This window comes from Duganella sp. 1411 (genome assembly GCF_017833525.1).
Lineage (GTDB): Bacteria > Pseudomonadota > Gammaproteobacteria > Burkholderiales > Burkholderiaceae_D > Rugamonas.
Map to the genome: position 1 here is coordinate 685,035 of NZ_JAFICD010000002.1, position 13,361 is coordinate 698,395.

10 protein-coding genes are annotated in these 13,361 nt (G+C 65.9%); 6 read left to right on the forward strand and 4 right to left on the reverse strand.

The window, feature by feature from the left end:
• Positions 1-200 precede the first annotated feature (200 nt).
• Both JOD97_RS14645 and JOD97_RS14650 read right to left on the reverse strand, forming a co-directional pair.
• Positions 201-611: a heme-binding protein gene (locus JOD97_RS14645; RefSeq protein WP_209718936.1), complete on the reverse strand. Its 411-nt coding sequence runs from the start codon at positions 609-611 to the stop codon at positions 201-203.
• Positions 612-647: 36 nt separating this feature from the next.
• Complete coding sequence (locus JOD97_RS14650; protein ID WP_209718939.1) at positions 648-1,568, reverse strand: patatin-like phospholipase family protein; 921 nt, start codon at positions 1,566-1,568, stop codon at positions 648-650.
• 138 nt (positions 1,569-1,706) lie between these two features.
• On the opposite strand from JOD97_RS14650, the gene JOD97_RS14655 reads away from it, so the two are divergent.
• Positions 1,707-5,015 (forward strand): discoidin domain-containing protein, encoded by a 3,309-nt coding sequence (locus tag JOD97_RS14655; RefSeq protein ID WP_209718942.1) that lies wholly within the window; start codon positions 1,707-1,709, stop codon positions 5,013-5,015.
• A 178-nt stretch (positions 5,016-5,193) separates the two neighbouring features.
• Here JOD97_RS14655 and JOD97_RS14660 read toward each other — a convergent pair whose 3' ends face one another.
• Positions 5,194-5,976: an alpha/beta fold hydrolase gene (locus JOD97_RS14660; protein WP_373999861.1), complete on the reverse strand. Its 783-nt coding sequence runs from the start codon at positions 5,974-5,976 to the stop codon at positions 5,194-5,196.
• A gap of 74 nt (positions 5,977-6,050) precedes the next feature.
• On the opposite strand from JOD97_RS14660, the gene JOD97_RS14665 reads away from it, so the two are divergent.
• Entirely contained in the window at positions 6,051-7,364 is a 1,314-nt protein-coding gene (locus JOD97_RS14665) for a M24 family metallopeptidase (RefSeq protein WP_209718944.1), read from the forward strand.
• Positions 7,365-7,522: 158 nt separating this feature from the next.
• Positions 7,523-8,053, forward strand: coding sequence for a phasin family protein (locus JOD97_RS14670; protein ID WP_209718946.1), 531 nt, complete (start codon positions 7,523-7,525; stop codon positions 8,051-8,053).
• 96 nt (positions 8,054-8,149) lie between these two features.
• Here the strand turns inward: JOD97_RS14670 and JOD97_RS14675 are convergent, their stop codons facing one another.
• Entirely contained in the window at positions 8,150-8,812 is a 663-nt protein-coding gene (locus JOD97_RS14675; RefSeq protein ID WP_209718949.1) for a glutathione S-transferase family protein, read from the reverse strand.
• Positions 8,813-8,978: 166 nt separating this feature from the next.
• Between JOD97_RS14675 and JOD97_RS14680 the strand changes: the two genes are divergently transcribed.
• The 3 genes from JOD97_RS14680 to JOD97_RS14690 all read left to right on the forward strand — a co-directional run bounded on the left by JOD97_RS14680 (position 8,979) and on the right by JOD97_RS14690 (position 13,352).
• Positions 8,979-9,767: a MipA/OmpV family protein gene (locus JOD97_RS14680; protein ID WP_209718952.1), complete on the forward strand. Its 789-nt coding sequence runs from the start codon at positions 8,979-8,981 to the stop codon at positions 9,765-9,767.
• Positions 9,768-9,817: 50 nt separating this feature from the next.
• Positions 9,818-10,693: a CPBP family intramembrane glutamic endopeptidase gene (locus JOD97_RS14685; protein ID WP_209718954.1), complete on the forward strand. Its 876-nt coding sequence runs from the start codon at positions 9,818-9,820 to the stop codon at positions 10,691-10,693.
• A gap of 361 nt (positions 10,694-11,054) precedes the next feature.
• Entirely contained in the window at positions 11,055-13,352 is a 2,298-nt protein-coding gene (locus JOD97_RS14690) for a TonB-dependent receptor (protein ID WP_209718957.1), read from the forward strand.
• Positions 13,353-13,361 lie beyond the last annotated feature (9 nt).

Genomic DNA, 13,361 nt, shown 5'->3' on the forward strand with positions numbered 1-13,361 from the left:
CACCTACTTGGCAATGCAGGAGAAGCGAAATCGGGGCAAAAAAGTCCACTCCGGGGTCAGGTCCACCAATGCTACACGGCCTGATCCGTCGAGTATTCGCGTAGGGCGGATTAGCGCAGCGTAATCCGCCATGTAAGCGCCGCCGATGGCGCCCCCCTAGTGTCGAGCCCGTGTAGAAATGGTGGACCTGACCCTGGAGCTTAAGCGAGCGCGGCGATGCCGGCTTTGGCGATCTGCGCGTCTTCCGCCGATTTGACGCCCGAGACGCCGACGGCGCCGATGATGTGGCCGTCAACGATGATCGGCACGCCGCCTTCGAGCATGCCATCGGTCTGCGGCGCAGGCGCGCTCAGGAACGAGACGCGGCCGTTGTTGATCATGTCTTCATAAATCTTCGATTCGCGCCGGCCCAGCGCCGACACGCGCGCCTTGGCCGGGGCGATGTGCGACGACAACGGCGCGGCGCCGTCCTGGCGCTGCAGCCACAGCAGGTGGCCGCCGTCATCGACGATGGCGATCACGACCGCCCATTTGTTGGCGACAGCCTCGGCTTCGGCGGCGGCGGCGATTTTCTTGACGTCGGCAAGCGACAGATATGGTTTGGTTTGCATGGTTCTTCCTTATTATTGGAGCGCTAATTGTAAAGCCTACGGCTTGCGCCGCGCTTCGAGTTTCTGTTTGATCTGCGCCATCACCAGCGCGGCGGCCTGCTCGCCCGCCAGGATCGCCTGGTTGCGCCCGGCGAAGTCGTTGCCGGCCATTTTGCCCAGGCTCGGCGCGATGACGATGTCCGCGTCCTTCAATTCATACTGGTTGATGCGCTGGCCCATGATGCTGAAGGTTTGCATGATCACGTCCACCGAGCTGACCGTGGCCTGCACGTCGGCCTGCGTGGAGATGTTGACGGCGATGACGAAGTCGGCCCCCATGTCACGCGCGAAGCGCACCGGCACCGGCGCCACCAGCCCGCCGTCGACGTACGAGCGCCCGCTGATCGTCACCGGCTGGAACACGCCCGGCACCGCCGACGACGCCCGCACCGCCATGCCGGTGTTCCCGCGCTGGAAAAGAATCGGCTGGCCGGTCTTCAAATCCGTCGCCACCGCGCCGAACGGCACCTTGAGCTTTTCCATCGGCTGGTTGTTGACCGCCTTGTTGACGTAGGCCTGCAGCGCCTCCCCTTTCAACACGCCGGTGCTCTTGCCGAACAGCGGCATGGCCCAGTCGGAGATCGCCGCTTCGTCCATGTCGAAGGCGATTTTTTGCAGCTGGAAGCCGGTGTTCCCGGCCGCGTACAAGGCGCCGACCACGCTGCCGGCGCTGGTGCCGACCACCAGGTCCGGATAGATGCCCTGCGCTTCGAGCGCCTTGATCACGCCGATGTGGGCGAAGCCGCGCGCGGCGCCGCCGCCCAGCGCCAGGCCGATCTTGATTTTTCGCGGCGGCAGCGGTTCCGGCACGGCGATCGGCTGGACCGGGGTTTCAACGGTCGGCGCGGTTTTGCAGCCGATGATGGCGGTTGCGGCAAAAGTGGCTAAAGCGGCAAGGGTAAGACGGCGTAGTTGCATGAGTTGGTATAGTGGCTGGATTGGCGCAGCAGATTGTAACTGAATAGGCCCAAACGACTCCAAACGCGCACGTCTTTGAGTGAAAGGCGCGTTCGGATTGGTTGATAATCGCGCTACCCTCGTTTTGCAAGGCACTCCATGACACGCATCCTCGCCATCGTCCTCCTTTGCCTCGCGGCCTGCGCGCACGCCGTGCCGCGCGCGGCGCCGACGCGCGAGACGCGCGACCTCGCCGGCGAGTGGCGCTTCGCCATGGACCGCGACGACGAGGGCGTGGACCAGGCGTGGTTCACCCGCGATCTGAAGGACGGCATCGCCCTCCCCGGCATCCTCCAGGCGCAAGGCTACGGCGACGACATCACCGCCAAGACGCCATGGGTGCTGTCGCTCTACGATAAGAACTGGGACCAGCGCGAAGACTACAAGACCCATACCGCCGCCGGCAACGTCAAAGTGCCCTTCCTCTCGCAGCCGCCCAAACACTATCTCGGCGCGGCCTGGTACCAGCGCGACATCGACGTGCCGGCCGCCTGGCGCGGCAAGCGCGTGGCCTTGTTCCTGGAGCGTCCGCGCTGGGGCTCGACCTTGTGGATCGACGGGCGCAAGGTCGGCTCCAATCTGAGTCTGGTGGCCGAACACGAATACGACCTGGGCCTGCTGGCGCCGGGCCGGCACCGCGTCTCCGTGCGCGTCGACAACCGCATGCTGATGCCCTACCGGCCCGACGCCCACAGCGTCTCCGACTCCCTCGGCATGAGCTGGAACGGCATCGTCGGCAAAATCGAGTTGCGCGCCAGCTCGCCGGTGTGGTTGGACGACGCGCAGGTCTACCCCGACGTGAAGACGAAAACGGCGCGCGTCAAAATCAGCATCGGCAACGCCGGCGGCCGCGCCGGCGGCGGCACGCTGATGGCCAACGGCGTGGCATACAAAGTGGAGTGGAGCGCCCAGGGCGGCAGCGTCGACATCAAGGTGCGCTTCCCGGCGAACACGCCGACGTGGGATGAATTCACTCCGGCGCTGCAAACCATCCGCCTCCAGCTCAATGGCGCGGGCGCCGCCGACGCGCGCGACGTCAGCTTCGGCTTCGCGCAGATCGCGGCCAAGGGCAACCAGTTCCTGCTAAACGGGCGTCCGCTGTTCTTGCGCGGCACCCACCACGGCGGCGACTTCCCGCTGACCGGCTATCCGCCGACCGACATCGCCTACTGGCGCAAGATCATCCAGATCAACAAGGACTGGGGCATCAACCACATACGCTTCCACTCCTTCTGCCCGCCGGAAGCGGCGTTCCAGGCGGCCGATGAATTGGGCGTGTACCTGCAGCCGGAACCGGGCATGTGGAACGAGATCTCGCCCGGCACGCCGATGGACAAGATGCTGTACCAGGAAACCGAACGCATGATCAAGGCCTACGGCAATCATCCGTCCTTCATCCTGTTCAGTCCCGCCAACGAGCCCAAAGGCCGCTGGAAGGAAGCCTTCGACGCCTGGATCGCCCACTACCGCAAGGCCGATCCGCGCCGGCTGTACTCCAACGGCACCGGCCACACCGAGAAGGAAGTCCCCGGCCTGGCCGACGGCACCGACTTCCTGTCGATGCAGCGCATCGGCCCCAAGCCGCTGCGCGGCGAAAAAGGCTGGTTCGGCCGCGACTACGGCGCCTCGCTGGCCGGCGTCAACGTGCCGGTGGTGTCGCACGAGACGGGCCAGTGGGCGGCCTATCCCGACTACGACGTCATCGACAAATTCCGCGGCTACCTGCGGCCCGGGAACTACGAGATCTTCCGCGACTCGCTGGCCCGCCACGGCATGGCGGCGCGCGACAAGGACTTCGCCTGGGCCTCGGGCAAATTCCAGGTGCAGGCCTACAAGGAGGAGATAGAGGCCAACCTGCGCACGCCCGGCTTGATGGGCTATCAGCTGCTCGACCTGCACGACTATCTGGGCCAGGGCACGGCGCTGGTGGGCATCCTGGACACGTTCTGGGAGCCGAAAGGCTACGCCACCGCCGAGGAGTTCCGCCGCTTTAACGGCCGCACCGTGCCGCTGGCGCGCCTGCTCAAGCGCACCTGGACCACCGACGAAACGCTGACGGCGGAGGTGGAGATCGCCCACTTCGGCGCCGCGCCGCTGACCGATGCCCAACCGTGGTGGAAGCTGATCGACGCCACCGGCCGCGTCGCCGCCGGCGGGGACTTCGCTCGCCGCACCATCGGCATCGGCAAGAACATCCCGCTCGGGCAGATCCGGTTGCCGTTGGCGGAGCTGGCGGCGCCGCAGGCTTATCACCTGCAGGTCGGCGTCGGCGCCGCCACCGATACGCTGGCGGAGAACGACTGGAGCATCTGGCTCTACCCCGCGAAAATCAGCGCGCCGGAACCGGCCGACGTGCTGGTCACGCACAGCTGGCAGGCCGCCGGGAGGCGCCTGGCGCGCGGCGGCAAAGTGCTGTTCCTGCCGCTGGCGTCGGACCTGGACTGGAGCGGCCCGCCGCTCGACAGCGTGCCGGTGTTCTGGAACCGCCTGATGAATCCCGCGTGGAGCCGCACGCTGGGCGTCTGGATCGACAACAAGCATCCGGCGCTGACACAGTTCCCCACCGACCGTTTCAACGATTGGCAATGGTCGGAGCTGATCAAAGGTACGCGCACGGTCAATCTGGACCGGCTGCCGCCGGCGCTGCAACCCATCGTGCAGCCGGTCGACGACTGGAACCGCAACTTCAAACTGGGCCTGCTGCTGGAGGCGAGGGTCGGCGACGGCAGGCTGATGGTCGCCAGTCCGGACCTGGAAACCGATCTGGATAAGCGTGTGGTCGCGCGCCAGCTGCGCAAATCGGTGCTCGACTACATGGCCAGCGACAGCTTCAATCCGCAGACGTCGATCAGCGTCGCCGAATTCCGCAAGGCCTTGTTCGATACGCAGGTGATGAAGAAGCTGGGCGCAAAGGCCGACGGCGGCAACAACCCCGCCTACGCCATCGACGGCGATCCGAACACCTTCTGGACGGCCGGTACGCAAGCGCAGGCGCGCACGCCGCAAGCGCTGACGCTGGGCTTCCCGGCGCCGGCATCGTTCTCCGGGCTGTTGCTGATGCCGCGCCAGAATCACCGCGACCATGAAGGCGACGTGCGCGAGTACCTGATCGAAACCAGCGACGACGGCGACAACTGGCGCGAACTCAAACGCGGCGCGCTGGTGTCCACGTACGATCAGCAGCGGATTGAATTTGGCGGGAATGTCAGCGCGCGCTGGCTGCGCTTCACGGCGCTGAGTGGCTTCGGCGGCGACAACACCGCCGCCATCGCCGAACTTGCGGTGCTTTACACCGGCGTGCCGCTACCGGAAAACAGCGGCGGCGTGACGTATCGGCGCGTGCGCTCGGCATCGAGCGATATCGACGAGAATATCGCGCCGGCCACGGAGAAACCACCGGCGCGCTGATTCGATCGCTCTTCGAGGGCCGCCGACGGAGCATGGCGGATTACGCTACGCTAATCCGCCCTACGTGGCTCCCCGCGGCGCATACGTTCGTGCTCGCCCGTTTGAACATGGAAACACGTAGGGCGGATTAGGCGGAACGCCGTAATCCGCCATCTATGAGCCGCCAGAGGCGCGTCATTTACGGCTCCAGGCACGCCTCGAGCGACAACTCCAGCAACGGGAAATGCCCGGTCGGCAGCGTGCGGATGACGGCCTGCGGGAACACCTCGCGCCAAATGTCGCCATCGCGCGCCGGATCGATCATCGGATCGAACTCGCCGAAAATCACCGACACCGGCCCCTGATACGGACTGCGCGCCGGCACCTGCGCATTGGCGGCAAAATCATCCGACGTCGCCACCGACGACGGCCCGTCGAACACGCCCGGTTGCCGCAGCAGATACGCGAACACCTGCGGCTCGTCGCCCGAGTTCGGGCCGAAATACAGCGACGTCACGTTCGGCAGCAGCCACAAGGCGCCCATCACGTCCCAGAAGCGCGCGCGCCCCGGCGCGGCCTCGTAATCCGCCAGCGCCGCCACCAGCTTGCCGGCGTTGGCGTCGGCCGCGTGCAACGCCAGGCCATGGCGCGCCAGCCGCAGCGCGGCTTCCTCGGGATCGAACGTCGGCGCCAGCAGCACGATGCGGGCGATCGACTCCGGCATCTGCCGCGCCAGGTGCAGCGCCAGATGGGCGCCGAAGGAGCTGGCCATGATCGTCATCGGTCCGCCGAGCATGTCGACGCTGAGCCGGAACTCGGCCACCGTCGCCGCCAGCAGGTCCTGATACGGCCGCGTGGCGCACGAGACGGCCGACGGCTGCTGCCACCAGTGCACCTGGTCGGCGTCGGGATAGCGCTGGCGCTCGAACGCCGTGCCCAGACCCGGCCCGCCATGCAAATAAAATATCGTCGGTGGCTGCACTCTGTGTTCCTCCAGGTTAGTTGGCTTGCATCCGAATTGTTGACTTCATTGTAATCTGCCGTCAACATCCCAGCATGAAAAAATATCTCATCGCCCTCGCCCTGCTGCTCTCCCCTGCCTGCCATGCCGGCGTACTGCCGCTGCGCGACCAGGCCACCGTCGTCAACGAACTGCTGGCCGACCGGTTGGACAACCTGCTGCCGGCGATGATGGAGCAGACCGGCATCGACATGTGGGTGGTGCTCTCGCGCGAGTACAACGAGGACCCGGTGCTGAAAACCATGCTGCCGGCCGAGTGGCTCAACGCCCGCCGCCGCACGATACTCGTGTTTTACCGCGATCCGGCGACGAAAACCGTGGAGAAGCTGGCCGTGGCGCGCTACGCGGTCGGCAAGAGCATCGCCGCCGCCTGGGACATGAAAAGATTCCCGGACCAGTGGGCGGCGCTGGTCGATATCATCAAGACGCGCGATCCGCAGCGCATCGCGCTCAACACCTCGCGCCATTTCGGCCACGCCGACGGCATCGACCACACCGACTACACCGAGTTGCTGGCGGCGCTGCCGGCGGACTTGCAGCGCCGGGTCGTCTCGGCCGAGCCGCTGGCGATCCGCTGGCTCGAAACCCGCAGCGAGCGCGAAATGCAGATCTATCCGCAGCTGGTCAACGCCACCCACAAGATCATCGACGAGGGTTTTTCCGAACGCGTCATCACACCCGGCGTCACCACCACCGACGACGTGGTGTGGTGGTTCCGCCAGAAGATCCGCGAGCTCGGTTACGACACCTGGTTCCACCCGTCGGTGGAAATCCAGCGCGCCGGCAAGGGCCCGGCCAACCCGAACCTGATCGTGCCGGGCGACCTGCTGCACGTCGATATCGGCATCACCTATCTGCGCCTGAACACCGACGTCCAGCAGCACGCGTACGTGCTCAAGCCGGGCGAGGACGCGGCGCCGGCGGCGCTGGCGCGGGCGTTCGCCCAGGCCAACCGCCTGCAGGACATCCTGCTGGCGCAGTTCCGCCAGGGCCGCACCGGCAACCAGATGCTGGCCGGGGCGCTGGCCCAGGCGCGCGCGGCCGGCATCACGCCGACCATCTACAGCCATCCGCTGGGCTATCACGGCCACGCGGCCGGCCCGGCCATCGGCATGTGGGACATGCAGGACGGCGTGCCCGGCAGCGGCGACGAGGCGCTGCGCCCGCGCACCGCGTACTCGATCGAACTGAGCGCGGCGTCGGTTTTGCCCGGCTGGCCGGCGCCAGTGAATATCATGTTGGAAGAGGACGCGTACTTCGACGGCGACGGCATCCGCTATCTCGACGGCCGCCAAAAAACCATGTATTTGATCCCGCGCGCCACTGCCGGCGCGGGTCGCGGCGATTGAGTGTCCGACAGCATTTATTGACCGGACTAAACGAATAGTTCCGCCAGGCTCTGGTGTGTCATTTTTCCCGCACACCTGAGAAAATACTGCTTCCGGCGTCCGGCCAAAGCGCCTGTGTGGACTCACATTTTGGCCGCTATTTGAATGAGGAGCTCAACATGAATTCGTTTGTGGAAACCATATCGCCAGCAGCCAAGAATCACATCGAAGCCCGTATCGCTTATTTTAACGATGTGTCGCTTGCCATGGTGCAGACGATGCGCGAACTGGCAGAAGTGAACCTGCAGTTCAGCCGCAGCTGGATGCAGGATTCCACGCAAATGCTGCAAACCGCATTGCTGACGGCGCCAAACGAGCGCGCCGACGCGACGCCGTCGGTCGAAGCGGTCTCGCAGAAACTGCAGAACTATCAACAGCAGCTGGTGAAGATCACCAGCGACTTCCAAACGACGATCAACCAGGTGGCGCAACAGCACGTGCCACAGACGGCGCGCACCGCCAGCGAACTGGCCGACGTGGTGACCCAAAAGGCCGCCGCCCAGACCGACCAGCAACTGCGCATGCAGAAGGCCGCCGGCAAGGAAATCCTCGACCAGGCCAGCCAATTCGCCCACGTCGCGGCGCAGAACCGCGCGATGCAGCAGCCGGCCTCGATGCAAAGCGATGAAAACAAGGGCAACAAAAGCTAACAGCCCAGTACCACCCCGCACGACGTTCCGTCGCGGGGTCGTACCCCACCGGGTACGACCCCTGTTTCCGTCGTGCTGGTTGGCAGCGCGCCCCGCCTACAAAAACCGCTCCGGGATATCCTGCACGAACGGATACAGCGAGAAATACGGTTTCGACTCCTCCAGCACCTGCTTGACCGACGGCCGCATCACCAGCCGTTCGAAGTACGCCTGCAGCTGCGCGTACTCCTCCGGGAACGGCAGGATCGTGCTGGCATAGAACAGCGCCGGCGCGGCCGCGCAGTCGGCCATGCTGAAGGCGTCGCCGCACATCCACACCCTGCTCGCCATGCGTTTTTCGATCATCTTGTAGGCCGTCTTGAGCTTGGTGCGCTCCTTGGTCTGGTCGCACTGCAGGCCGGTCAGGTGGCCGTTGACGATGGCTTGCATCGGCTCCTGCACATAGTTGTCGAAAAAGCGGTCCCACAGGCGCACGTCGAGCGCCGCGTCCCAGTCCGCCGGGATCAACGGCTGCGCGCCGGGGAAATGACGGTCCAGGTACTCGATGATGACCGAGGTCTCCGGCACGTCGCGCTTGCGCTCGTGGTCGCGGATCACCGGGAACTTGCACGGCGGCCACATCGCCTGCAATTCCGCGCGGTCGGCCTCCTCGCCCAGGTTGATGATGCGTTTGTCGAATTGGGTGCCGTTTTCATACAGCGCGATCAGCACCTTGTGGCAGAACGAGGCCAGCGGGTGGTAGTAAAGGGTCAAAGACATGTCGGCTCCTGGGTGCGGCATCGCCACGCGATACCAAAGAATTCAGCACATGATACTTCAGCCAAGCCGATGGCGGCGGACCGTGAATGTTGCCACACTTCAGCCCGTTCCGAGCCGGGCAATCACGCACCGGCGGACCCCGAACCACACTGACAGGATGACCACCATGCGCCACGCCCCCCATCTCAAGCTCGCCCTCGCACTGACCACCCTCTGCGTCCTCGCCGGCAACGGCCGCGCGGCCGACAAGCCCGACGCCGACAGCCTGATGGTCGGCCTGGGCGCGGCCTACGTGCCGGAATACGCCGGCAGCGACGACAGCCACGTGGTGCCGGTGCCGTTCCTCGAGCGCAGCTACGCCAACGGCTTCTTCATCAGCACCCGGCGCGGCATCGGCTATCAAACCGACGTCGGCCCTGTCAACCTGAGCGGCGCGCTGAGCTACGGCGGGTCGCGCGACGAGCACAAGCGCACCTTCGGCGCCGGCTCCGACGCGCTCCGGGGCATGGGCGATATCGACGGCGGCCTGCAGGGCGTGCTGACGGCCAGCTACCAGCTCGGCAAGGTCGGCCTGAGCCTCGGCACCACGCAGGCGCTCGGCAAGCGCGAGAACGGTTCGACCTACACGCTGGGCGCCTCGCTGCCCCTGTACAGCGGCACCAACGACCAGATCGGCCTGGGGGCGTCGGCGGTCTACGGCGACAACAAGCACATGCGCACCTACTTCGGCGTCAGCGACGCCCAGAGCGTGCGCTCCGGCTACCGGGCCTACCGCGCCAAGGCGGGGTTCGAAACGGTCAGCGCCGCCGTCAGCTGGGACCACGTGATCGACAAGAACTGGTCGACCCACACGGCGCTCGGCTTCACCCGCCTGACCGGCGACGCCGCCGACAGCCCGCTGACCAAGCGCAAGACCACGCCGGTGCTGATGACCGGATTCAGCTATAAGTTTTGATTGAAGTTGCCCAGGTGATATTATTGGACGAAAAATCAACACCTCGTTCAATGATCTCCGACATCACCCTCGCAACTTATATTCTCTTGGCGGCCGCGATCTGCGCCGCCTGGGCCAAACCGATCAGCCTCGGCCGGGCCGCCATCCAGCCCTGGCTGGCGTTCTTCGTCGCCGCGCTCGCCTTCGGCATGGCCGCCGGGGTGCTGCGCGCGCCGGCCATCGTCGCGCTGGCGGCGCTGGCCGGCAGCGCCTATCTGACGGCCCGCGCGCCGCAGCGCTATGTGCGCGTGGTCTGCGGCGTCGTCACGGCGGTGCTGGCCCTGGCGCTGGCGGTCCACAAGCTGCCCGGCTTCAACAACGCGATCGTCATCGACGCGGTGACGCTCTCGCCCGGCGCGCCGCCGTTCACGCAGTACGCCAACTTCGACAAGGGCGCCGTCGGCCTGATCCTGCTGGCCTTGCTGTGCAGCCGGGCCCGCTCGTGGAACGAGTTCGGCGGCGTGCTCAAGCAGGTCCTGCCGGTGCTGCTGGCCACGCTGGTGGCGGTGCTCGGCCTGGCCGTGGCGATGGGCGCGGTGCGCCCCGACGTCAAGCTGTCGCAGCTGACGATGCAGTTCATCGCCGTCAACCTGTTCTTCACCGTGGTGGCGGAGGAAGCCTTCTTCCGGGGCTTCCTCCAGCACCGCCTGGCCGCGGCCCTGGCGCGCCGGCCTTCCGGCCAGTGGATCGCCATGGCCTGCTCGGCGCTGCTGTTCGGCGCCGTCCACCTGCCCGGCGGCGCGGCGTACGCGCTGCTGGCCACCGTCGCCGGCGTCGGCTACGCCTACGCCTACCACCTCACGCGGCGCATCGAGGCGCCGATCTTGCTCCACATCGCCCTCAACGCCATCCACTTCGCCGCCTTCAGCTACCCCGCCCTGCGCTGACACGACAGCAAAAACACAACAGGCTAGCATCGTGCTAGCAAAATTTGTATATACAACATTGCGATCGTCGTGTTACCTTACTTTCACCCCTGAAACATCGCGCCAGCCGGGCTTTCCCGGGCATTTGGCCAGCCGGCACGTGTACCCCACCCTCCCCGGCCGCGATAAATGCTGGCACGTATCCTGCTCTACAAGCTTGCTGTCCAGTTATTTGTATAGACAACATTATCCAACCTGTATAGACAAATATGGGAACGATAAGCCTTAATCCGCCGGAGCGATGGGCAAGTGGCGCCCCACCATGGGGCGCCCCGCCACGTAATGGTGCAATTTCATGCAGCTAGACCAGAGGGAAATCAACATGAGCAAAAAATTGATGGGGTTGGGTACGTTGGCGATGGTGTCGGCCAGTGCGATCGTGTCGGCCCAGGTGGCGCCGGCCGCGGCGAACAGCGCCGCCGCCCCGGCCGCCGACACTGGCGACAAGATCGAGCGCATCGAAGTGACCGCCTCGCGCTCGGCCCGCGCCGAGGAAATCCAGCAAGTGCCGATGGCGCTGACCGCCATCAAGCCGGAGAGCCTGTCCAAGTTCGGCCTCGGCGGCCTGGCCGACATCGCCCGCGTGGCGCCGTCGCTCGACATGCAGGAGCAAGGCCCCGGCGTCAACAACATCACCATGCGCGGCCTGGTGGTGCGCGGCATCACGCCGTCGGAGGTGGCCGACGCCTCGCTGGTGGCGGTGTACGTGGACGACATGCCCGTCACGCTCAAGTCCGGCAATCCCGACCTCAAGGTGCTCGACCTCGAACGCATCGAGGTGCTGCGCGGCCCGCAGGGCACGCTGTACGGCGCCGGCGCGATGGCCGGCACCATCCGCCAGATCACGCAAAAGCCCGACCTCGACTCGGTGTTCGGCTCGTTCGAGGCGGTCGGCTCGCAAACCTCCGGCAACGGCGGCGGCAACGGCAACGTGCGCGCCATGGTCAACGTGCCCGTCAAGGAAGGCGTGCTCGGCCTGCGCGTGACCGGCTACACCGGCGAGGACAGCGGCTACATCAAGAACGCGCTCGACGGCAAACGCACCAACGACACCACCACCCACCAGGGCCGCGTCGCCATGCGCCTGCAAGCCTCGCCGGACCTGACGGTGGACGCCAGCATCACCGCCTCCAGCATGAAGGGCGGCCTGAACGGCGCCTTCACCGGCCTGGCGCCGTTCACCACCCGCGCCCTGACGGAACAAAAGAGCAACGACGACCTGCAGCTGTATAACCTGGCCGTCAACTACCGGATGGCCAAGGCCGAACTGGTGTCGTCGACCAGCTACGTGCACCGCAAGACGCTGTACGTCAAATCGGACGAGTACAACACCACCGCCTTCATCTTCCCCGGCCAGAACCTGGTCCAGGCCGACTACACGATCGCCAACCGGCTGCAGGATTTCGCGCAGGAATTCCGCCTGAACTCGACCGAGCCGGGTCCGCTGAAGTGGACCGGCGGCCTGTTCCTGGAAAGCGGCAAGCGCCACTTCTGGGAGGACGAGCCGACCCACGGCATGGACGCGCTGTACGCCGCCACCTACGACTTCCCCGGCTACAGCTCCAAAGCCAACGACCTGGCCTTCAACAACGACGACCAGTTCTCCGGCACGCAGGATAGCCACGCGCGCCAGGCGGCGCTGTTCGCCGAGGCCACCTACACCGTCTGGGACAAGCTGGACCTGACCGCCGGCGTGCGCCTGTTCACGCAGAAGGAGGACTTCGACCTGCGCTTCACCGGCTACTACGGCAACACGCCGGCGGCCACGGTCGACACGCCGGTCGGCACGCCCAACGTGGTGCACAGCAAATCGAGCGCGCGCGGCGGCAATCCGCGCTTCGCCGCCGCCTTCCACCTGGACCCGGAGCACCTGCTGTACGCCCAGGCCGGCAAGGGCTTCCGCTACGGCGGCAACAACCAGCCGGTGCCGCAGGTGCTGTGCGGCATCCAGGCGCCGGCCAGCTTCGGCCCCGACCAGCTGTGGAGCTACGAGCTCGGATCGAAGAACACCTTCCTCAACCAGCGCGTCAGCCTGAACGTGGCAGCCTTCCTGATCGACTGGGAAAAGGTGCAGGTCGCCAACTACCTGCCCTGCTCGTACTACTACACGCAGAACGCCGGCAAGATCCGCAGCCAGGGCCTGGAGATCGAGTCGATGGTCAAGCTGGCGCGCCGCATGAGCCTGGGCTTCAACGCCGCCTACACCGACGCCAAGGCCAAGTCCGACATCGTCACGCCGCTGGCCGCGCAATCGGCCCCGGCCGGCACCCGCACGCCGTACGCGCCGCGCCTGACCGCCAACGTCAGCTTCAACTACGCGCTGCCGCTGGCCGACAACGACGAGGTGGGCTTCTCGGCCACCTATTCTTACCGTGGCAATTCGTACACGGACTTCGCGCCCACCGGCAGCAACTATGCGGAAATCCCGTCGTCGACCATGCTCAACGCGGCGCTGTCGTACAAATCGGGCAAATACGAGTTCGGCCTGTTCGGCACCAACTTGAACAACGGCACCAAGATCGTCGACATCACCCGCGATCCGAACGGACTGCAGCCCGGCGACACGACCTTCATGGCGCGTCCGCGCACCGTGGGCGTGCGGGTCAAGGCGCGCTTTTGAGCGGGCGCG